This is a genomic window from Paenibacillus abyssi (genome assembly GCF_014640295.1).
Classification (GTDB): domain Bacteria; phylum Bacillota; class Bacilli; order Paenibacillales; family Paenibacillaceae; genus Paenibacillus_D; species Paenibacillus_D abyssi.
The window spans coordinates 28895-51827 of record NZ_BMGR01000010.1; the positions used below are offsets into that span (position 1 = coordinate 28895).

The window sequence follows — 22933 nt, forward strand, 5'->3', positions numbered from 1 at the left end:
TCCTCGCTATCCATAATTTATAGGTGCATCCAAATGGCCAGCGCAATCAACAAAACAACTTCAACAGCTTCGTTAATTGCTCCGTACGTATCGCCTGTTAATCCACCAAGCTTACGGTTTAACCACCATCCCATGCCCCAGCTTGCAATGATGGTGATAATGAAAGCGGCCACCAGATAAAACATCGCCGCACCCGGCGACATGCCCATGAGCAAATATACCGTCAAAATAGCGGTCAAAGTAACCGCACATGAGCCCATAAGGTGCCTTGTGCCAACCCCGCCAAACAAACCGGCCATCCCTTCGCTGCCCCGTGCCATCCTCCAGCCGACCATTGCCATCGCCATCGCCAAACGGCTCCACACCGGGATGGCTATCAGATGCCCCATCACGATCCAGGATAGCTGCTGCTCGAGCTGAGCGGACAGTAGCGCAAATTTCAGCAGTAATAACAGCACACCTGCGATGACACCCATAGCGCCGACCCTGCTGTCCTTCATGATCTCAAGCATCCGCTCGCGCGAACGGTGGCTGAGGACGCCATCTGCGGTATCCATCCAGCCGTCCAGATGCAATCCACCGCTTAGAGCGACCCATACAGCCAGCATCATTACAGCTGCCGGCAAAGCAGGCAGAAGATGTTGCAAGACTGCTCCGGACGATGTGACTAACAGCCCGATAAGCAATCCTGCAAATGGAAAAAAAACGACACTCCGCCTGGTCGTTTCATTCGTAAACGCAATATGTAATGGAATCGGTAACCGGGTAAGAAACTGCAAAGCCGTTATAAAAGCCTGCACCCATCTTAAAAGGTAATGAGACACCATCCGAGCAATCCCCCCGCAAATATTAAAATACTGACGCCATACAGTAAACGTACCGTTCGGATGATATCATGAGCTTCAAGGCGCCTCACCGGCCATCCCATCCGTGCTCTTTCACTGGGCCTTCCGAAGTAATAATTCAATCCCCCCAGTTCAACGCCGAGCGCTCCTGCTACCGCCGCCTCCGGAATACCGCTGTTTGGGCTCGGATGCAGCCTGGCGAATCGCACCATGGATCTCCACCCTCTTAATGAGGATAGGCCTCTCATAGGAAGTGCACATATGAGAAGCAGTAAACCGGTCAAACGTGCGGGCAAATAGTTCATGATATCGTCCCAGCGGGCGGATGCAAAGCCAAAGTCAGCATATTTCTCGTTCTTATAACCAACCATCGAATCCAGCGTATTGGCTGCCCGATAGAACATGGCAAGCGGCGCACCGCCAAGAAATGCATAGAAAAGCGGTGATACGACTGCATCCACCGTATTTTCCGCAACCGTCTCCACCGTTGCCCGCGAAGCCTCGGAGGCATCCAGGCGATCCGTATCCCTGCCGACAATATAACCCGTGAACATCCTCGCTTCATCCATACGCCCTTCGATGAGAGGCCTGTACACAAGCATCGCCGCGTCCTTTAAGCCTTTGACCGCAATCGTAGTGGAAATAAACCACGTATTCAAGGCATAACCAAGCCAAGGATGGATAACATCCGCCAAGGAGATCGTTAACCACATCGCAGCAAAGGACAAGGTAATGGTGATGAGCGTAAGCATCCCTCCACGAAAGCGGGCTTTGCTGCCTGAACCCATCGCCGCGGAATAATAAAGCTTCTGCTCCAGCAGCTTGATCAGCTGTCCAATTCGGATGACCGGATGAACCGGCCGCTTCGGATCGCCAATCAGCCAATCGAACAGCAGCGCAGCGCTGATCATCAACAGAATCTCCTGTAAAGAATAAAAAATCATTGATCTTCATCCCACCTGAAAGAGATCGATTTCAATTCGACCGGAATGCCTGCTGTTACTAAAAACACGCTGCTTGAGATCTCCGCCATCCTGCGGTTCAAACGGCCTGCCGCATCCCGAAAACGACGGCCAAGCGGATATTCGGGAACAATGCCGCTGCCTACCTCATTGGTAACGAATAAAAGCGGCAAAGGGTACTCAACTGCGATATTCACAAGCCGGGTCATCTGTTCCTCTAATGCCGCTTCATGCTGCTCATTCCACTTCGTACTCTCGGAGCCGATCCGCAGCATCCAATTCGTCAGCCATAAAGTTAGGCAATCAACCAGCACAGCAGGCCGCTCTTGTATCTCTGCTGCCTCCTGTTCGATTGTTTTCAGCTTGGAGACCAATTCGAAAGGCGTTTCCTCCGTCTCCCACGCAAAGCCCGACATTTCCCGCTCCTGCCGATGCTTCCCGATCCGCTGCCGCATCTCCTCATCGTAGGGCTGCAGAGTAGCCAGATAGATGCCTCTACCTGCACACCGCATCGCATACTTCTCGGCAAACGCGCTCTTGCCGCTTCGCGCGCCGCCCGTTATAAGAACCGCCATTACGAACCGCCCTCCATCTTTTGCTTCGACGCGTGCATCCGCTGAGGCTGCAGCAGCACCTGTGGACAGCCGATTACCGGATGCTTCATAACGATTGCCTCGGTACCGTACACCTTGCGAATGTTCTCCGCAGTCAATACTTCAAGCGGCGTGCCAAGTCCGGCAACCTTGCCTTCGTGAAGAACCACCAAACGGTCGCAATACTGCGCAGCCAAGTTTAAGTCATGCAAAACCGCCACCACAGTAAGGCCGTTGCTTTGCTGCCATTCGCGGACCGAATCCAGCAGCTGCACCTGAAATCCGATATCAAGATAAGTGGTCGGCTCATCCAGGAAGATCAACTGCGGCTGCTGTGCCATTACTTTTGCAAGTGCAACTCTTTGCCGTTCACCGCCACTGAGCTGATCCATTCTGCGCTCCGCAAAAGACGACAGCCCCATCATTTCCAGAGCATGATCAATAATCGCTTCCGAATTGGCCTCTTCATCCCCGAGCCAATTCTGGTAAGGAAAGCGTGCCATCGCCACAACTTCTCTAACGGAGAAAGAAGTGCTCGGCAGCCCTTCCTGCCGCAGTACAGCCAGCCATCTGGCAAGCGATTTCCGGTTGTATTCATCAACCTTTTTGTCCCGCAATCGGACTTCGCCGGCTTGAAACGGCTCCACGCCCGACAATATGCTAAGCAGCGTAGACTTGCCTGCGCCGTTGGGCCCGATAATGCCAACCATTTGCCCTTCTTCCAGGGAGAAGCTCACACCGTCCAAAATTCGCTGCTCCCCCGCTTTTTTGACAAGCTGCTTTACGTGAATCAATTCATCATCCCCCCTTCGCAAGACCGGCTTTACGGCGTTTAAGCAAATAAGCGAAGAAAGGCGCCCCGATAAACGCAGTAACAATGCCCAGCTGAATTTCTTTCGGGCTTAATATCGTGCGCGCAAGTGTATCCGCCCATAACACATAGATCCCGCCGCCGATCGCCGAGATCGGCACGATCAGGCGATAATCCGGTCCAACGATCAGGCGGACCAAATGCGGAACGACGAGACCGACGAAGCCAACAACCCCTGATACGGATACCGCCGCTGCCGTCAGCAGTGTAGAAACAATCAGTACGATTAATTTAGTGCGTTCCACGCGAACGCCCAGATGCGCTGCATGTCTCTCTCCCAGCACAAACAAATTAAGTGAACGTGAATAATAGCTCAGCACCGGCAAACCGATTAGCAGAAAGGGAAGCATCATGCTCACATGGCCCCAATTGCGCTTGGCCAGGCTGCCCATCAGCCAAAACAGGATTTCATTGATCACCCCTTGGGACAGTGAAACCATGTAGGATACAAATGCGCTAAGGAAGGCTTGCACGATGACACCGGACAAAATAAGCGTTTCTATCCCCATCTTTCCTTGTGACCTCGCCAGCCAGAATACGGCAAATAACGTCATCATCCCTGTCGCAAATGCGATGATCGGGATCGACCACATTCCAATAAAGGTCTGCAGGCCGAATAAGATCAAAAACGCCGCTCCAATCGAGCTGCCCGAGGCAACGCCAAGCGTGTATGGATCAGCAAGCGGATTGCGCAACACCCCTTGAAATCCTGCTCCCGCCAATGCCAAACAGGCTCCCACAAGTATAGCGAGCATGACGCGCGACAATCTGACCTGAACAATAATTGCTTCTTCCAACTTCGTCCACGCTACAGGCCTATCTGCCATCCACGGAAGCTGATGCAGCAGGATGCTCCACACCTTCATGAACGGAAAACCGGCAGAGCCGATGGATAAAGCAAGCACAATGGATGCGGCAAGGAGGAGCATCGCTGCTCCTCCATAACCGAAAAGTTTTATTCGCATCGTTCTTTATTTGACAAGATCCGGATGGATGGCTTTGGCCATCTCCAGCAGCCCGTCCGTCAAACGCGGACCTACTCGAACAAGCGGATCATTGGCAACGGCAAACACTTGATCGTTTTTCACCGCATCGATTTGATCCCAGCCCGGGCGGCTCTGAATCAATTCCAGTATCGTCTTGTCTTCTCCCATATCCGGATAAATGATCACTTCAGGATTGCTTTGCAGTACAGTCTCGGCATCGATCTGAAACCAGCCCTCTTGATCTCCGGCAATATTCTCGCCGCCAGCAAGCGTCAGCAGCTCGTCCAGGAATTCGCCTTTCCCGACAGAATAACCCGGCGAAAATTCCAGATATACTCTCTTTTTCGGTGCATCTTTCACTGCTTCTACAACCTGCTGCTTCACAGCACGCATTTCTTCAGCAACCGCTGAGGCCTGCTCCTGTTTATTCATGATCACGCCGATTTCCTCGATATGCGCGATTGTCTCATCAAGCGTTTTCGGATTCGAAGCGAATACCGTAACGCCCAATGCCCGGAGCTGTTCGATCGCCTGTGCATTCATCGAGGCCGAAGCGACGACCAGATCCGGATTCATCGCTGAGACGGATTCAATATTGGTGGTCAGGTCGCCGATCTTTGGTTTTGCTGCTGCTTCCTCCGGGTAGTTGCTCCATTCGTCAACACCGATTACCTCTTCGCCCGCTCCAACGGCAAACAGCGTTTCCGTTGCACTAGGAACCAGGGTAACGACCATAGTCGGCGCTTGTTCAAATACGATTTCAGTGCCTGTAACGTCCACCATCGTCAGCGGATATTCGGTTTGGCCGGCAGCTTCCGCTGTACCTTCGGCATTCGCGTTGTCGGCATTCGTCTCATTAACGGCGCTTGCCGGATCGTTCAAAGCGGAATTATTAGCAGCGGGTTCATTGCTGCCGCAGGCTGCCAGTATCATCATGACAATTAATAAGACGGCTAGCGCAGATTTCTTTAATCCGTTCCATTTCAAAATCGTTTTTTCTTTCATAATGCTTCATCATCCTCCCAAAATATCCATTGCACATTAAAAAATAGCTGAAACCTCCATCAAAAAAAAGCATTCCCGACATCATCGTGTCAGAAATGCTTTATGTTCCATAGAACACCTGCCAGGCTATACATCCATGTTCCGGGGATGCGCTCCACAGATAAGATGAACAAGCCAATCTCCAACACCTTCCTATGTCCACGTAGGATAAAGCGTTATGTAAAACAGGCAGGTCTCCTGACTCGAAGCAACCGTCCCAGCGTCTTCCCGGGAAAGCTTCCCAGTGACATGATGAAGAAACGGTTATCACCTGGCTCAAACTGCGGTGATTACTTCTTACAGTGGCGGGCCCGTGCCGGAATTTCACCGGACTTCCCTATTAAGCCGAACGATCGAATCGTGTGACGATCGATTCCGTGCGACACCTGTATCTACTAAAACTATTCAATTATGCAAGAGTTACTATAACATTTCGGCCTAAACTTGTCCAGATGAGCGGACCGGCTGCACAAACTCCCACCCCGGAATTTTATAATTCTAGCAAGTCAAAAAAAAAACCGTGAGGGGGTGTTAGACATATTAGGCAAAGAGTGCTAGTCGCCTGTTACAACATCATCGGTCCAGGCTAACATTCCGCCCTTCATATTGATAACCGAATAGCCTAGGCTCGCCAGATAATCGCAAGCTTTGCCGCTGCGTCCGCCGCTGCGGCATACCATGATGATCGGCTCGTTGCCCTGCTTTAATTCATCAAGGCGATTAGTCAGCTCGGATAACGGAATTAACCGCGCCTGGGCGATATGCCCCTGCTGCCATTCATCGCGTTCTCTAACATCAACCAAATTCAATTTTTCGCCGCGTGTTAATTTTTCTGCTACTTCCTCTGGACTCCACTCCGGATACATTACAACTCATCTCCCAATCCTTTTTCGACTAACTTGGTTTCCTACTTACGAAATTCTGTAATTCTTTAATTCCCCGCGGGCTATCGCTTCATTAATTCTGTCCTCAGCAATCCGCGAAAAAATATCCATCAGCGCTTTATAATCGGACAGCCGTTCCGCTAACGGCAACCATCAGCATACCTTCACGGACAACTTCATAGTCAATATCAATGCCTACAATTGCATTAGCGCCCATACGGTGTGCTTGATCCTTCATTTCATTAATGGCAATATCGCGTGCTTCCTTCAATTTGCTTTCATAGGCGCCGGAGCGTCCGCCAACCACATCCGTAATCGATGCGAAAAAATCCCGCACGATATTGGCGCCCATAATAGCTTCGCCATTCACAATGCCTACATAATCTACAATCGGACGACCTTCAATGGTTGGTGTTGTCGTGATAATCATTTCGCATTCCTCCATTATGATAACCTTCCACAATTATACGTCATAACCGCTTTATAGGATTCATCCGGCTGCATTAAATTTTCATTAAGATCTCTTCGTTTATACAGTAGGCGTATTGTTTCCACATGCGAATGCCTTATTCAATACCAGCAATGGAGAATAAGGCATCAGCGCACTCCTATAAGATAACAAAAATAAAGAAGATCGCCGCGAGCGCAAAACGGTATATCGCAAACCAGGTCAACCGCAGCTTCTTAATCAGATTAAGGAACGTGACAACGGCGATCATCGCCACAATAAACGCTGCGCCAAGTCCGACCAGAAATACCGGTAGGTCGTCGACGGACAAATACTCTCTGCTTTTATACAGATCATACAATGAAGCGCCGAACATAACCGGAACAGAGACGATAAAAGTGAATTCCGCAGCTGCCTTCTGGCTAGTCCCGACAAGCAATCCGCCGGAGATTGTTGAGCCGGAGCGGGAAAACCCGGGCCACAACGCTAATAATTGAAATAATCCAATGTAAAACGCTTGTTTATACGAGATATCATCCACATTTTCAGCTGTAATCGTACGTTTCGTATTCTCGGCCACGATCATAAGTATACCGCCTAAGACCAAACCGATCAGCACCGTTTCGGGCCCGAACAAATATTGCTTGATCAGGCTGTGCACTGTAAAAGCGGCAATTACCGCAGGCAGCATCGCCAATGCGATATGGATGATGCTAACGCTATTTCGATGAGCAAAATTAAATGTGAACAAATCCTTGAACAGTCCTGCAAATCGTTTCCAATAAATGACCAGAACAGCCAATACGGCTCCAAACTGAATGACAATTTCAAACGTTTTGGCGCTCTCTCCTTCAAATCCGAGCAAATGTGACGTAAGAATTAAATGGCCGGTTGAAGAAACAGGCAAAAACTCAGTTAAGCCTTCCACAATCCCTAGAATAATCGCATTAATAATGTCGTTCAAAATGAAACACTCCTATCAACTGTTTGTTCTCTTCTCTATATGTTAATAGTTCGCCTTAGATTAAAGCTTCTCCTTCATTATTAAATTGTAATTTTTCCCATGGTTTCCGTTATAAGGATAACAGCGATATGCCTCTATGGAAAGCCTGTGCTATCGCTTAATTTCTACTTTGCGGATGCGGTTCCGCTCTTTTTCCCGTACGGTAAATGTTACATCATCAAGGTGGATCGATTCACCGTTTTTAATCTCAGGGTTCTGGCTGTAGACCCATCCCCCGATCGTATCGACCTCATGATTATCAAATTCCAGCCCAACGACCACGCTAACCTCGGACAGGAGCACTTTCCCGTCGAACATATAATGGTCCGGCGCAATCATTTCGACGGCCTTCTTTTCATCCTTGTCAAATTCATCACGGATCTCGCCGACAATTTCCTCCAGAATATCTTCAATCGTAATAATGCCAGACGTACCCCCGTATTCATCAAGCAAAAGCGCGATATGACACTGCTCTGCCTGCATTTTTTTGAGCAGCAATTTGACCGGCATTACCTCCGGCACTGTCATAGGCGGAAGCAGCAGCGATTTGAAATCAAAATCCGGATTATTGTCATAACGCAGGAAGAACTGCTTCGTGTTGATAAAACCGACAATATTATCCTTATTCTCCTTGGCAACCGGGAATCGTGTGTACTGTTCGCGCTTGATGATCTTTAAATTTTCTTCTAATGATTTATTCGTATATAAGCAGACCATATCGGTCCGTGGCACCATAATTTCCCTTGCCAGCAAATTGTCGAAGGTGAAAATACGGCTCACGTAACCAAGCTCGGTTTTGTTAATTTTTCCGCTCTCATAGCTGTCGGACAAAATAATCCGGATTTCCTCTTCAGAATGGGCATACTCCTGTTCCTTCACCGGTTTAAACCCCAGCATTTTGACCAATGCGTTAGCTGATCCATTCAGCACCCAAATAAAAGGATACATCATTTTATAAAAGAAAATAATCGGACCGGCGGTCAATAAGCTGATCTGCTCCGCCATTTGAATGGCCAATGTCTTTGGCGCAAGCTCACCTAATACCACGTGTAGATAGGTGACCGCGGCAAAGGCAATGACAAAGGACAGAACGCTTATGTAAGGCTCGCCAATACCCGCGTAATGAAATAAGGGGTGAAGGAGCTTTTCAACGGTTGGTTCGCCCAGCCAGCCCAGTCCGAGTGCGGTGATCGTAATACCTAGCTGGCACGCTGACAAATAACCGTCCAAATTGTTGGTTACTTTATGGACTTTTTGCGCATTTTTTCGCTCTTCCTGAACCAGCTGATCCACGCGGCTTGGCCGTAATCGAATGATAGCAAATTCCGTTGCCACAAAAAAGGCCGTAAATAAGATCAAGACAGCAACAAGAAACAGGTTTAATAATAGCATAAAAGCCATCCTTCTCTCCACGGTTTTGTTGCCAATAGTGTCCCCTCATCACGACCCGTTGATTACAGGAAAAAGAAAGAGATTTATCCTGCATCGGACGGGCCGCTGCGGAATAAACCTCTGTTTAATCAAACTTATTCGATTTCCGCATTCGCAGGAGCTTTGCGGAATTTAGCCATAAATTCATATACAATCGGAACGATCAGAAGCGTGAGCAGCGTGGAGCTGATCAAACCGCCGATAACCGTGACGCCCAGCCCTTTGGAGATCAATCCGCCGGATTCATATCCAAAAGCGAGCGGCAGCAATGCGCCGACAGTTGCGAGTGCAGTCATCAAAATCGGGCGCAGCCTTGTTCCTGCTGCTTCAAGCAGCGCTTCACGCACGGTGAGACCTTCCTTCTGCTTCTGTATGACACGGTCGATCAATACAATTGCATTGGTAACGACGATCCCGATCAGCATCAGTGCGCCGATCAAGGCGGTGACACTAATGGTTTCACCGGCAAGCCACAGTCCAACCAGTGCGCCGATCACCGTAAACGGAATCGAGAACAATATCGTGAGCGGTGTTAAGCCGCCTCCAAACGTGATGACAAGGACGAGGTAAACGACCGCGATCGCAGCCAGAATTGCCAGACCGAGCTGAGTAAAGGCTTCATTCATCTGCTGTGTAACCCCGCCAAAGCTGACTTCAACATTCGCAGGCAGTTCTAGCTTGTCGATCTCTTGCTGAAGGGTGTTCGAAACAGCAGCTACATTGGCTGCAGTCGCGTCCGCACTTACTTCCGCATAGGTACGGTCATCCCGTCTTGTAATCGTATTTGGGGATTCGCCGTCTTGAATGTCCATCACATCTTTAAGGGCAACCTCCATGCCAAGCGGAGAGCGAAGTGTAACATTTTCCAGCTCTTCCTTGCTTGAGAAGCCTTTCTCTTCAACGTGAATGTAAACATTCATATCTTTACCGTCGTTCTCAATCGTCGTAAGCACTGGACGCTGGCGGGCAGGACTTAATTCCATCGCCACTTGACCGGCGACCAATCCATATTGCGCCAGCTTTTCATGATTGGCAACGAGCACGTATTGCTCATAGGTTTCGGACATGCTTGAGTCGACATTCGACAGATCCGGATTTTCTCTCATCAAGTCCATGATTTGGCCAACAACAGGCTGCAGGGTCTCCATATCCGGTCCAAAGACCTGCAGGGACACTCCGCTTCCGCCTAAACCGCCGCCTGTGAAATCCTGCTCTCTCCACTCCCCTTCTCCGCCAAGGCCTTCCAGGAACTGAACAACATCCTGTTTCTCCTCAGTGAAGTTTTCAAAATCAGGATCGTAGTTCAAATTGAACAAAGCCTGCTTGGAAGCGCCTGGACTCATTGGGTTCTGACCGCCAATCGAGTACTGAAGCATGTCAATCCCTTCGCGCTCCATGAATGCTTTTTCCGCTTTGAGAGCCAGGTCCTCCACTTGTTCCAATGTTTCGCCTGGTGCAGGGTTGTAGGTTACAACCATCATTTTTTGCTCGTCAGACGGAAGGAAGCTGAAGCCGACCACCGGTGCAAGCAGCAGACTGGCAAACAGCACGAGTGTGGCGATACCAAACGTGATCCATTTATGATTAAGCGACCAATTCAGAATACGTTTGTAACCGTTAGACATCATGTCAGGCTTCTCGTCATGCTGTTTCTTTGTTCCCTCCACGAGCATTTTTCTAAACAGCATATGCGCCAGCATCGGCACGACAGTTACGGCAACAAGCAGAGATGCCAGAAGCGCGAATACTACAGTCAGTGCAAACGGCAGGAAAATCTCGCCAATCGCCCCTTCAACCAAACCAAGCGGAAGGAATACAGCGATCGTTACAATCGTCGAAGCCGCAATCGGCACGAACATCTCCTTTGTCGCCGACAGCACAAGCTCTTTGCCTTTAAGCTTCTCTGATTTCATCGACATCCTTCGGTAGATGTTCTCGATAACGACAATCGAGTCATCGATGACCCTCCCGATGGCTACAGTCATTGCGCCAAGCGTCATAATATTAAGCGTGACATCCATCTGATTTAATACAAGCAGTGCGATCAGAATGGACAGTGGAATCGATACTACCGCAATGATTGTGGAGCGAATATCACGCAGGAAAAGCAGGATAATGATAACTGCAAACAAGGATCCCATTAATGCTTTGTTCAGCATGGTGTGCACGGATTCTTCAATCGGAGCTCCTTGGTCAAACGAAGTCTCGATGATCAAACCCTCTGTCTCACTGCCCAGCCGTTCCATTTCAGCCTTGACGTCGTTAACAACATCAACGGTGTTCGCGTCAGCTGCTTTCACAATTGATAAGCCGATTGAATCCTGTCCGTTCGTGCGGGAGATCGATTCCGCTTTACCGATCACGTTAATGTCGGCGATCTCGCCTAATGTAACGGTTGGAAGACCCGGCATAACAGCTGGGACGTTCGTCTCCGCTTGCTGATTAGGTGCTCCCGCTTGCGGCTGCTGCCCTGTGCCAGGCGCTTGCAGGCCTTGAGCGGTTGGCGCTTGCTGCGGCATCCCCTGACTTGGTGCAGAAGCTGCTGAAGGAATGACAGGAATGGTCAAGTTCTTCAGGTCATCCAGGCCAATGATGTTCCCGTCGACCAGTACGGCTTTCTCTGTATTCTCAAACTCGAAAATGCCAAGCGGCATCGTAATTGCCGAGCCTTGAATGATGCCTTTGACTGTTTCTTGATTCAATCCTAAAGCAGCCATTTTCTCGTCATTGAACTTCAGTTCAACTTCCTCTACATGCTGTCCGGAGATCTGCACGGAAGCAACGCCCTCTATTCCTTGAACAGTCGGCAGAACGGTTTCTTCAACCAGCTTTGTCAGCTCAGGAAGATCTCTGGTTTGATCGGAGACGCTCAGCGAGATCACGGGGAACGCATTGAAGGACATCCGGGAAACGCTGCTATCCTGCGCTCCATCAGGAAGGCGCATGCTGGATAATGCTTCATTCACTTCGGCAACAGCCTCATCCATATCTTTTTCATAATTATATTCAATGACGACCGAAGATACATTCTCCATCGATGTGGATGAGATGGTATTTACCCCATCCAAATTACGGGTGCGCTGTTCAATCGGCTTTGATAAATTTTCCATCACCTCGTCCGGCGTTGCGCCAGGATACACTGTCGTCACACTGACGATAGGAATTGTAATATCGGGCATAGTTTCCATTTTCATATTGAAGCCGGAATACAAGCCTGCCACCGTGACAATAATGGTCATAATCCAAATGGCAAATTTGTTATTTAACGAGAAACGAATCGTGCTTTTCAACAACTTCCACTCCTTCTAGTGTCTAGGTAATAGCAGATCTATATTTTAAAACGGTAGCCGACGCCCCAAATTGTCTCGATATACTGGGGATTCGACGGATTGAGCTCGATCTTCTCCCGTATTCTGCGAATATGAACCGTTACCGTTGTCAGGTCGCCTGTAGAATCCAGTCCCCAAATCCGCTCGAACAGTTCCTCTTTATTAAATACGCGGTTTGGGTGCTGGGCCATAAACATTAACAGATCATATTCCTTGGAGGTTAGAACAGCCTCCTGTTCATTGATAAATATTCTTCGCGAAGGCTTGTCAATGATCAGGCCGCGGATTCGAATCTGGTCGCTTTTGCCTTCCCTTGCTCCCATGAGCCGTTCATACCTGGCTAGATGAGCCTTTACTCTGGCTACGAGCTCACCCGGACTGAACGGCTTTGTCATGTAATCGTCTGCCCCTAGCCCAAGGCCTCTGATTTTGTCGATTTCCTCTTTCTTGGCCGATACCATCAGAATCGGGATATCCTTCGTTTGCCGAAGCTGTCTGCAGATCTCGAAACCGTCCACCTCGGGCAGCATCAAATCGAGAATGAGCAGGTCATAGTCGTTTTGCAGCGCTTGCCGTAATCCAACCTCTCCGCTGCTCACCAAATCTACAGAAAAGCCATGACTTTCCAAATAATCCCTCTCCAGCTCGGCGATCGACGTTTCATCCTCAATGATCAAAATTTTCTTCAACTTTTTTCACCGTCGCTTCCTTCGACATGGATTTGGGAAGCGTAAAAGCGATCTTGCTTCCTTGTCCCTCAATACTCGCTGCTTCCGCGGTGCCCCCGTGGCCTTCAACAATATGCTTCACGATAGCCAAGCCGAGCCCGCTTCCTCCATTCGCAGAGCTGCGGGATTGCTCCGCCCGGTAGAACCGGTCAAAAATATGCGGAAGCGCCTGTTTATTAATGCCCGGGCCCGTATCCTGAATTTCCACCTTGACGCAATCTTCCTTCTCCTTCAAGCTGACCGTCACTCGTTTTTCCCGGCCGGCAGGCAGCACTTTCATATACTTTAAGCTGTTGTCGATTATATTCGAGAGCACCCTGCTCAGCTTTTCACGATCCGCTGTTACATGCACCGGTACATTAGCGGCAGGCACAAACTCCAATATCACGCCTGATTTCTCCATATCAAACTGGCGTTCCTCCATATAATCGCTTAAGTAACGATGCAGATCGAAGCTCTGAAAATCATAAGTCTCCTTGTTTAGATCCAGCTTGGAGAATAGAAACAGCTCGTCAATCAATTTATCCATCTCCGATGCTTTACTGTAAATCGTCCGGATGTATTTCTCCCGCTTCTCCTCCGTATTGGCCACCCCGTCCAGGATGCCTTCGACATAACCCTTAATGGCCGTGATCGGCGTTTTTAAGTCGTGGGAAATGTTCGAGATGAGCTCTTTCCTGTTCTCCTCGTACTGTAAGCTTTGATCAATCGAGGTTTTCAGCCGGGAGCGCATATCCTCAAATGCAGTGCCCAACTGGCCGATTTCATCATTGGATGTCGGTTTGACGACAAAATTAAGATTGCCGTCCTTGATTTGCTCCACCGCACCTTTTAATTCATCCAACGGCCGGATCAAGCTTCGGGATACGAGATAGCTGAGCACAAAATGCGTCACGCCGATGGAGATCAGCAAAGCAATAAAAATCAACGGCCGCATATAAACCGGAATCGGTTCGTAATTGTATAACAGCGTGTACTCTCCGGCGCTGCCGTCCGAATACGTGAACGTCTCCTTATGTATGGAATAGTTCTCCGCACCGATCTTAATATTGTCTGCGGATTGGGCTTTGCTGACGGTTGATTCCGTCTGTTTTGCAGTATCTGCCAGCCAATTCGGTGACGCGGTGACCTCCCCTCCTTCGGTTAATATAAATCCGGAATTCCACTGCTCAAAACGGTTCATGACAGACTGCACATACTCCGGCTCTTTAAACCGGTCAGGATCATGGCTTGCTACATATTTGACTTCACCTGTTACTTCCGACAAGTGAAGCAGCAGTTCCTGATTGACCTCATACGTTTTAAATACATGAACCTTGCCCTGAAAAATCGGAGTCACGAGCAGCGCAACAATGATAAGAAGAAGCTGAGGCACGATGACCATGGCCAATAAGGTTAACTTCAGCTTGACGCGGATCGACATATTCATCACGCCTTTGTTAGTTCTAGTAATATCATAACGATTATTTATAAACGAAAAAAAAACGGGATATTAAATCTTTCTTAATTCGCCATCGCTTTATACTATTTAATTTATGCAATTAATATTTAATGTTATTAACTTAATATCACATCCTTCAAGTTATCCGGGCTGAAAAATCATAAAAATACAGCTTTTATGCAGGTTTGTCCCATTCACTGGGATACCTTTTTCACAATGTTTTTTTTACATCTACGTCAGGAGGATTGAAAGGTTTCTTACTTGAACATTTCTTTAGAAAAGTCATTCGGTGATAGACAACCTTGCACTTCTGAGTTACATTATGGGCATGATTATCATCCTGTAAGCGAATACACTATTTAAAAGGAGCCCGTTATGCAGCAAAAAACCGCTATACTCAAAGACCAGCCCCCTATCGAAACGACGGTGCTGGATCATGCCGTATTTATCATCGTAACGATCCTCTATTGGTCGGCCTTATTCGTCTATGTACCCATTCTCACCCCGTATTTGGAATTTCGCGGCCTTTCTCTGCAACTGATCGGCCTGGTCCTGGGGAGCTATGGGCTCACCCAATTAATCGTACGGTTTCCGTTAGGCATCGCTTCAGATAAGCTTCACAGACGCAAACCGTTTATTATGCTCGGATTGTTGACCGCTGTAATCAGCTGTTTATTTTATATCATCCCCGGTTCATGGTTGTGGCCGTTGACCGGCCGGATCCTGTCAGGCGTGAGCGCATCGACATGGGTGGCATTCACCGTGTTGTACGCAAGCTATTTCTCCGCTTCCAGCGCTACACGCGCCATGGGCACAATCAGCTTTATGACGGTATCCGGACAGTTGATCGGCATGACGCTTAGCGGCTGGCTGGCGGAAGCATTCAGCTGGAATGCTGCTTTTTTGGCCGGGATTTGCATCGGTCTAACCGGATTGGCACTTACTTTTCTAATAAAAGAGCCGAGTGAAGGGATTCAACGCACTCCTATGTCCCTCTCCGCTCTTGTAGAAGTCGTACGCTCGCCAATTCTGATCCGGGTTTCCATTCTTTCCATTTTTGCTCACAGCATTCTGTTCATCACGATGTTTGGGTTTACGCCGCTGCAGGCAACCTCGCTTGGTGCGAGCAAATTGGAGCTGAGCTATGTCGTGATTGCGTTCATGATCCCGCATGCGCTCACCTCGCTGTTCAGCGGGAAATGGTTCGCCCCGCGTTTGGGCGAGTGGAGGCTTGCGAGAATCGGATTCCTGTTGGGCGGTATCTTCACCGCCTCCATTGCATTCTCGCCTACGTTGGGATGGCTCATGCTCACACAGGCATTAAACGGCTTTGCTTTGGGATTAATCTTCCCCCTGCTGCTGGGAATGGCGATCAAAGACTTCGAGCCTTCCAAGCGTGCAACTGCGATGGGATTCTATCAAGCGATTTATTCGGTAGGCATGTTCATGGGACCGTTTCTCGCCGGCTGGCTAAATGAAGTCTGGGGGTTACAAAGCGGGTTTTATTACGGAGCGAGCGTCGCTTTCGCCGCGGTTCTGCTCATTACATTATGGAAAAAGCCGCAAGAGAGCGTTCTCGGCAATAGTTAAGGCACCAAATTATAATGCAGATTCGCAGCTGGAGCCGCGAATAGCAGCAGTGCTGGTCCAGCCAAGTGTTGATATGCACCTCGATCGACGACATCTAGCTTTCGGTTTCGAGGTGCATTCAGCGGGTATGAAAGGTCTACTCTTAAATCAGCTCTCATAATCAATACGCAACAGTTTACTAAGGGCTCGTCCCAACCGTATCGGATCAGCCGGCACTTTAGGGAAGCTGAATGTGACTTGCTAACGTTAGCAGCACCAACCCGACTGCAGCTGCTGCGACAAACATGCCATCTACCGCATTGAAACGAAGCTTGTATCCGCTCGTAATCTTGCCTCTTTTTCTTCCAAATCCTCTAATTTCCAATGCGGTGGACATTTGGTCCGCTAATCGAAGCAGCGAAACGAGAAAAGGAAGCACAACGCGGTGCAAATCCCTCAGCGGAACAGCGCCCGGGACGCTTACAGCTTTGCCTCGTGCATGTACAATTCGGGCAAATCGCCCCCATTCCCCTGTTAACAAAGGTATAAACCGGAAGATCAGCGCTACGGTCAATGCCATTTCGCTTACCGGAAGCTTAATCGCCTGCAGCCTGTGCAGTCCCTGCTCGATCGCACGCTGCAAACGCAGCGGAGAAATGAGTGAGGGCAGCGACAACCCCAACAGCATCACTAACAGCAGCTTGGAAAGCCTCAGCGCCGTTTCCCCGGCCGTCTGAAAATCGACAGCCAATGGTTGAAAGCTCAAGCCTGAAAACCCTATAAAAAATAATATAAAGAAAATATATGCTTTAATCGCGCCGTACCACGGACGCAGCAGCTTGCGCAAATCCCACAACAGCAGCAGCGTTAAAACCGCCGCCGCACCGACGCCGATCCAATGCTGCTGCATCAAGATGCCGGCCGCTATGAGCAGGTAGGCCGCCCACAGGGCGCGCGGATCGCGGCGCGCCCATCCATGCACTGGCGCAGGCGCCAATGGCGCGCGCTGCGCGGGCGCTGCAAGCGCGGCGGCCGGTTCCCGGCCCGGGGAAGCCTCCCCGGGGCCGGGCCGGCCGGTCGCCGCACGGCGATCCGGTGCCTCCGGATCGCCTGCGGCAGCGGCGCCGGCGGCGATGCCGCCGCTGCGGGCAGGCGCAGCATGCGCTGCCCGCGCTGCGGCGGACGCCGCCAGCTGCGCCGCTATGGCGCCGGCAAGCTCTGCCGGCGCCAGTGGATCGCGCGGCAGGGCGAAGCCGGCCGCGCGGAGCGCTGCCGCAGCAGCCGCCGCTGCGCTTGGCGGCTGCGCTGCGGCGCTAGGGGGAGCGGAGGGCCAGCCGGCCTCCCGCTCCGCCTGCCATTGGTCGGCGGTATATACGCCGCCGACCGCGCCATTCTCGATCACGACAATGCGGTCCGTGATCGCCCATAACGCCTGCACATCGTGCGTCACAATGACCGCACCATGTCCCGCCGCTTTATGCGCCGCAAGATTGGCGCACAACAGCCGCACGCCCTCTGCATCAAGCCCTGCAGTAGGCTCATCCAGCAGCAGCCATGCAGGGTGGCATACCAGCAGGCAAGCATACGCCAATCGCCGCTGTTGTCCGCCGCTGAGCGTCCAAGGATCGCGATCCAGCAGCGTGATCGGCAGCCCTGCCTGCAGCAATGCATCGTTGATTCTCTCCTGCATGGCCTGCTCAGGGAGCCGATAGGGACGCAAAGAATACAGCAGCTCATCCTTAACCGATTTGGCAAACCATTGTGATTCACTATGCTGTTGTGAGATTGCAAATTGAAGCAGCACATCACGATTAAGCTTTCGTCTGCACCAAAGCGGTTTGCCGGCCAAAGTAACACGGCCGCGCTGCAGTTTTCTTAGTCCGGCCATCGTCTCTAACAGCGTCGTTTTCCCCGCGCCGTTAGGTCCAATAACCAGCGTCAGTTCACCAGGCTCAAAGACAAGCGACTCTATATGGAGAACCGTTCCTATCTGATCTGATCCTCGCTCACTTCCTGAACTTGCATTCTCCGCCTTTTTTGTTCTCTTCGCTTCCGTACTGCTTGGCCCCTTCTCTGTCCTCTCCGTTCTCGTTTCTTCCGAACTGCCTGATCCACTCTCCTCACGATACACCGCTCCAAGCTTCCCGGTCCGCCCTATAGTTCCATATTCGTCTTCATTTCGATGTTCCGTATGGCCTGAAATAGCAGCATTTTCGGAGCCGATGACAACGGACTCAAGCTTCCAGCCCTCCGTTACCGCCATGCGCTCACCGCCCTGGCCAGCTCCTCTGTTGTCAAAGGCAGCGGAGTGAGTGCATAGCCCAATGCGCGCAAATGAAGCGCGGTTTCCACTACGTAAGGCGGCTGCCAGCCTAACCGCTCACAGATGCTTTTATCTTTTTCGTTTGGCTGCTCATAGAAGCCATCTACATGACCGTCATAAATGATTTCTCCCTCATCCAGTACTACAATCCGATCTTCCGCTTCCCATTCCTCGAGCCGGTGGGTTACCCATATAACCGCCCTGCCAAGCTGATTCAAATGCCGCACGGCTTTCAGCACCAACTCGCGCGATTCAGGATCCAGCATTGATGTGGCTTCATCGAGTATGAGCAGCGGCGCCTCCGCAGCGATACAACCCGCTAACGCCGTTAGCTGCTTTTGACCGCCGGAGAGCGAGGTTACCTGGCGGTGCTGGATATGCTCCAGCCGGGCCAGTTGGAGCGCCTTTTCTAAACGGGCCCCAATCAGCGCCTCCTGTACACCCTGCTGCTCCAATCCGATCAGCACGTCTTCCCAGGGCGTAGCACCGACAATTGCAGCTTCCGGGTGCTGCATGACATAAGGAATTGGCCCCTCCCCCACAAATCCCCGGTGGACAGTACCTTCCAATCGGCACGTCATCCCTAGATGGCCGGTTAACAGCTTTATTAATGTGCTTTTACCGCTTCCGTTAGCACCGACGACCTGGACCCAATCGCCAGGTGCTATATGAAACGTAACACCGTTTAACAATGTGATTTCCTTACCCGACAACGGCTCAACCGCAATGACCGATGCCTGTTCCACTCGCAAATCATCAGTTGACAACAAAATTTCACCAACCTCTTCCACAAACGATCATCCTATGATAAAATTCCATTTGTTAACCAACAGATTACAACAAGTTAACAAAAGCATAAAGGAGAAGATGTTTCCATGTCCAGTCCAATTCGCAGTATCGTATTTACCGCTCTCTTCGCGGCATTGTTTATCGTAATGAGTGCAATCCGGATCCCGCTCGGTTTCTCGCCGGTTCCGATTACGCTGCAAAATTTTGCAATCATGTTAGCCGGCGCTTTTCTAGGCGCGCGTTATGGATTTTTAAGCATTTTTTCAGTGTGCTTGCTCACAGCAATCGGCCTGCCATTATTGGGCGGCGAAGGCGGCCTTGCAAAAATCTTGGGGCCTACCGGAGGTTTTATCTGGATGTTTCCCGTCTGTGCGCTGACCGTCGGTTATTTCTCCGGGCGGATTTATCGTTCTCTTGCAAAAAAACCGGTTTTCTTGTTCATAGCGCTGTCTGTCGTGTTTATGATTTTCGGTTCTCTGATCTCTTACGTTTCAGGCGTGCCTTGGTTAGCGCATGCCGCCAACATGACGATGAACAAAGCGCTCGCAGTAGGCATGTATCCTTACCTCCCTGGCGATGCCATCAAAGCGCTTGTCGCCGCAGGTGTCGTCACCGCCCTCCAAGCATACATTCCGAAGCTGACAAGCAGCAGCGCGAGCGGCTCGACTTCAGTCGGCAGATAAGTAATAAAGTCAAACCTATAATTACTTATAAGGTACACCTGCAGGAAGGCCGCTCCACTATGGATGCGGCTTTTCGTATGGTTCCAGCTTGCCGGGACATCCGTCCACAGTGAATTCCAGCCTTATATGAGTATAAATCTTATACAGGCCTAAAATTGAAAAAAGCGTGCCCGTTTAGACACGCCCTCTTCCGGTATTAATCTATGCATTCTGCCGGCTCTTCCGCCTCTGCGGCTTCAACCGTAATCTTCTCCGCAACTGTATCCCGGATAATCGAGATGACCAGCTGCAGCAAATAATTGATATCCGTTTGGCTTTGTTGGAACTCCGCTACGATTGGAATACCATCCAGCTCGTCCTGCAGCGTTTCGATCTCTCCTTCGATTTTTGCCACCATCTTCGTGTTTTCAAAGGATTGAAACGCCACGATTTCTTTTTGTTTCTTTTTCATTTGTGCGATCAACGCTTGAATCCGTTCATTGCCTTGAATTTGCTTCTCGGCACGCTGGAAATGCTTAACCTCCTCCGAGGTATAGATCATCTCAGCCAATTCCTTGGCCTTATCCATAATATCCTGCCTTACAAGTAAATCCCGGGTGTTGAACTTCGGTATCGCGCATCCACTGCCATGATCATGGTCATGCCCGTGATGGTCATGTGTCTGTGCTGTTTCCTGATTTGCCATCCTTCTTCTCTCCTCGCCGGCTTACGAAACCGCTTCTGCAGTCTCCTGATTAATTAGCTCCGCTTTGATATACCATGTTTGCGGTACCGTAACCTTCACTTGTACAAATTGGCCGATCAGTGACTTCGACCCCTCAAAATGGACAAGCTTATTCGTACGCGTCCGTCCGGAAAGCACTTCTGCATTGTTCTTGCTTTCGCTTTCTACAAGCACCTCGAGCGTTTGGCCTTTCAGCCGCTCATTGCTCTCACGAGCCAGCTCGGACATCAGATCGTTCAACCGCTGCAAACGTGCTTTCTTCACTGCCATCGGCACGTTATCCTCCATCTCCGCAGCCGGCGTACCCGCTCTTGGAGAGTAGATGAACGTGTATGCAAAGTCGAACCCAACTTCACGAACAAGCGACAACGTATCTTCAAACTGCTCTTCCGTTTCACCTGGGAAACCAACGATGATATCGGTGGACAGCACCACGTCAGGAATCGCCGTCTTAATCTTCTGTACAAGCTCCAGATAATGTTCACGGCTGTATTTGCGGCTCATGCGCTTCAATATCTCCGTGCTTCCCGATTGCACAGGCAGATGAATATGCTCGACCAGATTCCCTCTTTGCGCTAACACCTCGATCAAATGATCGTCAAAATCCCGCGGATGCGAGGTGGTAAAGCGAATTCTCGGGATATCAATCTTGGAAATGTCCGACATTAGATCGCCAAAGCGGTATTCGATATCTTCGAAGTCTTTGCCGTACGCATTGACGTTTTGTCCGAGCAAAGTAATTTCCTTAAAACCCTGCCTTGCCAAATCGCGTACCTCGGCAATTACGTCCTCCGGCCGGCGGCTGCGCTCCTTACCTCGCGTATAAGGAACGATACAGTACGTGCAAAATTTATCGCAGCCATACATAATGTTCACCCAAGCCCGCATGCCTTCGCGTTTCTTAGGCAAATTCTCGATAATGTCGCCTTCCTTGGACCAAACCTCAACGACCATTTCCTTGCTGAACAGCGCATCTCTGATCAACTGCGGCAGCCGGTGAATATTATGTGTACCAAAGATCATATCAACGAAGGAATGTTTATTCAAAATGCGGTTGACAACGGATTCCTCCTGGGACATGCAGCCGCATACTCCAAGCAGAAGATCCGGCTTTTCGGCTTTCAGCGCTTTCAAATGACCGAGTTCTCCGAATACTTTATCCTCTGCATTCTCGCGGATCGCACATGTATTGAACAATATAACATCCGCCTGATTACGGTCTTCCGTGGCCGTATAGCCCATTTGCTCAAATAAACCCTTCATCACTTCTGTGTCATGCTCGTTCATTTGACAACCGTACGTATAGATTAAATAGTATTTTCCAACTCCAAGGGTACGAAGCTCTTCCGGCATTGCCAGATCGTACAGCACTTTGATTTCTTCCTTGCCGCGCTGCTTCTCTTGGCGGTAGTTCGGCTCAGAAACGATATGCACATCGCGTCCGCCGATCCGGATCTTTTTGCCATACTCGTCCTCGGAAATGATTTTGGCCCCGGAAAAATCGAAATATTTGCTGTAATCTTTCGTTTCTTTCGCCACCTTGTATTCACTTCCCTCTAGTCATATCCTTCAAATTATATCATGTTTTGACCAGAGGTGCTACCGCTGGAACTAGTCGATAATAGTCGCCGTATCGCCTGTTTTTGCCCCTGCGGCATTCGCTTCGTCGGTATCAATGTGCATATCCAATGCAAAATCCTCTGATACTCTTGCGATCACATTATCCAGAATCAGACCGCGTTCACCCTCAAGCTTTACCTTTAACAGCTGCTTGTCTTTAATTCCGAAGCGCTCCGCATCGCTGGTATGAAAATGGATGTGTCTGGCCGCAACGATGACACCTTCCTCTATGACAACCTCGCCTGCTGGACCTTGGATAGTAATGCCCGGCGTTCCCTCAATATTGCCGGATTCACGCACCGGAGGATTGATGCCGAGTGAAAAAGCATCCGTACGGGATACTTCCAGTTGTGTACGTTTACGCGCCGGACCTAGAATTCTAACTTTGCCAAAGCTTCCCTTCGGTCCGATTACGGCTACCTGTTCATTTGCTGCATATTGGCCAGGCTGGGATAACGGCTTGAACTCGGTAAGCTGGTACCCTGCTCCGAATAATAATTCAACATGTTCCTGCGATAAATGAATATGACGGGCGGATACGCCCACTGGTACGGTTTTCATTGTCTTCACTCTCCCTTTTTCTCTCTTTCTATTATAATGTTATATCCGAATAAAATAAAAGGCATACGGCAGCGAATGCCGTATGCCTTTTATCATTGT

General features: G+C 50.0%; 20 protein-coding genes and 1 riboswitch. Of the genes, 2 read left to right on the plus strand and 18 right to left on the minus strand.

Annotated features, from left to right (window positions below; genetic code table 11):
- Positions 1-17: 17 nt before the first annotated feature.
- The 13 genes from cobS to IEW11_RS15375 form a co-directional block, all read right to left on the minus strand.
- Complete coding sequence (gene cobS / locus IEW11_RS15315; protein WP_188531944.1) at positions 18-827, minus strand: adenosylcobinamide-GDP ribazoletransferase; 810 nt, start codon at positions 825-827, stop codon at positions 18-20.
- Positions 806-1789, minus strand: coding sequence for an adenosylcobinamide-phosphate synthase CbiB (gene cbiB / locus IEW11_RS15320; protein ID WP_188531945.1), 984 nt, complete (start codon positions 1787-1789; stop codon positions 806-808). Before cbiB ends, cobS begins: the two co-directional genes overlap by 22 nt.
- Positions 1786-2382: a bifunctional adenosylcobinamide kinase/adenosylcobinamide-phosphate guanylyltransferase gene (cobU, locus tag IEW11_RS15325; RefSeq protein ID WP_188531946.1), complete on the minus strand. Its 597-nt coding sequence runs from the start codon at positions 2380-2382 to the stop codon at positions 1786-1788. Before cobU ends, cbiB begins: the two co-directional genes overlap by 4 nt.
- Positions 2382-3194: a heme ABC transporter ATP-binding protein gene (locus IEW11_RS15330; protein WP_188531947.1), complete on the minus strand. Its 813-nt coding sequence runs from the start codon at positions 3192-3194 to the stop codon at positions 2382-2384. The genes cobU and IEW11_RS15330 overlap by 1 nt, the downstream gene beginning before the upstream one ends.
- A 4-nt stretch (positions 3195-3198) precedes the next feature.
- Positions 3199-4236: a FecCD family ABC transporter permease gene (locus IEW11_RS15335; RefSeq protein WP_188531948.1), complete on the minus strand. Its 1038-nt coding sequence runs from the start codon at positions 4234-4236 to the stop codon at positions 3199-3201.
- Positions 4237-4242: 6 nt separating this feature from the next.
- Entirely contained in the window at positions 4243-5262 is a 1020-nt protein-coding gene (locus IEW11_RS15340) for an ABC transporter substrate-binding protein (RefSeq protein ID WP_188531949.1), read from the minus strand.
- Between the two features lie 210 nt (positions 5263-5472).
- Positions 5473-5706, minus strand: a riboswitch (cobalamin riboswitch).
- A gap of 149 nt (positions 5707-5855) precedes the next feature.
- Entirely contained in the window at positions 5856-6167 is a 312-nt protein-coding gene (locus tag IEW11_RS15345) for a rhodanese-like domain-containing protein (protein WP_188531950.1), read from the minus strand.
- Positions 6168-6303: 136 nt separating this feature from the next.
- Positions 6304-6615, minus strand: a complete 312-nt coding sequence (locus IEW11_RS15350) for a YbjQ family protein (RefSeq protein ID WP_188531951.1) — start codon at positions 6613-6615, stop codon at positions 6304-6306.
- 178 nt (positions 6616-6793) lie between these two features.
- Positions 6794-7597 (minus strand): undecaprenyl-diphosphate phosphatase, encoded by an 804-nt coding sequence (locus IEW11_RS15355; RefSeq protein ID WP_188531952.1) that lies wholly within the window; start codon positions 7595-7597, stop codon positions 6794-6796.
- A gap of 150 nt (positions 7598-7747) precedes the next feature.
- Positions 7748-9037, minus strand: a complete 1290-nt coding sequence (locus tag IEW11_RS15360) for a hemolysin family protein (protein ID WP_229725327.1) — start codon at positions 9035-9037, stop codon at positions 7748-7750.
- Positions 9038-9162: 125 nt separating this feature from the next.
- The gene (locus IEW11_RS15365; protein ID WP_188531953.1) at positions 9163-12357 is read right to left on the minus strand and encodes an efflux RND transporter permease subunit; all 3195 of its coding nucleotides are present in this window, start codon (positions 12355-12357) and stop codon (positions 9163-9165) included.
- Between the two features lie 38 nt (positions 12358-12395).
- Positions 12396-13085 (minus strand): response regulator transcription factor, encoded by a 690-nt coding sequence (locus IEW11_RS15370; RefSeq protein WP_188531954.1) that lies wholly within the window; start codon positions 13083-13085, stop codon positions 12396-12398.
- Positions 13063-14547, minus strand: a complete 1485-nt coding sequence (locus IEW11_RS15375; protein WP_188531955.1) for a sensor histidine kinase — start codon at positions 14545-14547, stop codon at positions 13063-13065. The genes IEW11_RS15370 and IEW11_RS15375 overlap by 23 nt, the downstream gene beginning before the upstream one ends.
- A gap of 393 nt (positions 14548-14940) precedes the next feature.
- Between IEW11_RS15375 and IEW11_RS15380 the strand changes: the two genes are divergently transcribed.
- Positions 14941-16155 (plus strand): MFS transporter, encoded by a 1215-nt coding sequence (locus IEW11_RS15380; RefSeq protein ID WP_188531956.1) that lies wholly within the window; start codon positions 14941-14943, stop codon positions 16153-16155.
- Positions 16156-16372: 217 nt separating this feature from the next.
- Here the strand turns inward: IEW11_RS15380 and IEW11_RS15385 are convergent, their stop codons facing one another.
- Both IEW11_RS15385 and IEW11_RS15390 read right to left on the minus strand, forming a co-directional pair.
- Positions 16373-18397 (minus strand): ATP-binding cassette domain-containing protein, encoded by a 2025-nt coding sequence (locus tag IEW11_RS15385; protein ID WP_188531957.1) that lies wholly within the window; start codon positions 18395-18397, stop codon positions 16373-16375.
- Positions 18388-19248: an ATP-binding cassette domain-containing protein gene (locus IEW11_RS15390; RefSeq protein ID WP_188531958.1), complete on the minus strand. Its 861-nt coding sequence runs from the start codon at positions 19246-19248 to the stop codon at positions 18388-18390. The genes IEW11_RS15385 and IEW11_RS15390 overlap by 10 nt, the downstream gene beginning before the upstream one ends.
- An 84-nt stretch (positions 19249-19332) precedes the next feature.
- On the opposite strand from IEW11_RS15390, the gene IEW11_RS15395 reads away from it, so the two are divergent.
- A complete protein-coding gene (locus tag IEW11_RS15395) occupies positions 19333-19929 on the plus strand; it encodes a biotin transporter BioY (RefSeq protein ID WP_188531959.1) in 597 nt (198 codons plus the stop codon).
- A 196-nt stretch (positions 19930-20125) separates the two neighbouring features.
- Here the strand turns inward: IEW11_RS15395 and IEW11_RS15400 are convergent, their stop codons facing one another.
- From IEW11_RS15400 to IEW11_RS15410, 3 genes are all read right to left on the minus strand, one after another.
- Positions 20126-20614: a YlbF/YmcA family competence regulator gene (locus IEW11_RS15400; RefSeq protein WP_188531960.1), complete on the minus strand. Its 489-nt coding sequence runs from the start codon at positions 20612-20614 to the stop codon at positions 20126-20128.
- Positions 20615-20635: 21 nt separating this feature from the next.
- A complete protein-coding gene (gene miaB / locus IEW11_RS15405; RefSeq protein WP_188531961.1) occupies positions 20636-22192 on the minus strand; it encodes a tRNA (N6-isopentenyl adenosine(37)-C2)-methylthiotransferase MiaB in 1557 nt (518 codons plus the stop codon).
- 72 nt (positions 22193-22264) lie between these two features.
- Positions 22265-22834: a phosphate propanoyltransferase gene (locus tag IEW11_RS15410; RefSeq protein WP_188531962.1), complete on the minus strand. Its 570-nt coding sequence runs from the start codon at positions 22832-22834 to the stop codon at positions 22265-22267.
- Positions 22835-22933: the final 99 nt, after the last annotated feature.

Coding starts and splice junctions, on each gene's coding strand:
- cobS (WP_188531944.1), bottom strand. CDS start 827: ATGGTGTCTCATTACCTTTTAAGATGGGTGCAGGCTTTTATAACGGCT.
- cbiB (WP_188531945.1), bottom strand. CDS start 1,789: ATGATTTTTTATTCTTTACAGGAGATTCTGTTGATGATCAGCGCTGCG.
- cobU (WP_188531946.1), bottom strand. CDS start 2,382: ATGGCGGTTCTTATAACGGGCGGCGCGCGAAGCGGCAAGAGCGCGTTT.
- IEW11_RS15335 (WP_188531948.1), bottom strand. CDS start 4,236: ATGCGAATAAAACTTTTCGGTTATGGAGGAGCAGCGATGCTCCTCCTT.
- IEW11_RS15340 (WP_188531949.1), bottom strand. CDS start 5,262: ATGAAAGAAAAAACGATTTTGAAATGGAACGGATTAAAGAAATCTGCG.
- IEW11_RS15345 (WP_188531950.1), bottom strand. CDS start 6,167: ATGTATCCGGAGTGGAGTCCAGAGGAAGTAGCAGAAAAATTAACACGC.
- IEW11_RS15350 (WP_188531951.1), bottom strand. CDS start 6,615: ATGATTATCACGACAACACCAACCATTGAAGGTCGTCCGATTGTAGAT.
- IEW11_RS15360 (WP_229725327.1), bottom strand. CDS start 9,037: ATGGCTTTTATGCTATTATTAAACCTGTTTCTTGTTGCTGTCTTGATC.
- IEW11_RS15375 (WP_188531955.1), bottom strand. CDS start 14,547: ATGTCGATCCGCGTCAAGCTGAAGTTAACCTTATTGGCCATGGTCATC.
- IEW11_RS15380 (WP_188531956.1), top strand. CDS start 14,941: ATGCAGCAAAAAACCGCTATACTCAAAGACCAGCCCCCTATCGAAACG.
- IEW11_RS15385 (WP_188531957.1), bottom strand. CDS start 18,397: ATGGCGGTAACGGAGGGCTGGAAGCTTGAGTCCGTTGTCATCGGCTCC.
- IEW11_RS15395 (WP_188531959.1), top strand. CDS start 19,333: ATGTCCAGTCCAATTCGCAGTATCGTATTTACCGCTCTCTTCGCGGCA.
- IEW11_RS15400 (WP_188531960.1), bottom strand. CDS start 20,614: ATGGCAAATCAGGAAACAGCACAGACACATGACCATCACGGGCATGAC.
- IEW11_RS15410 (WP_188531962.1), bottom strand. CDS start 22,834: ATGAAAACCGTACCAGTGGGCGTATCCGCCCGTCATATTCATTTATCG.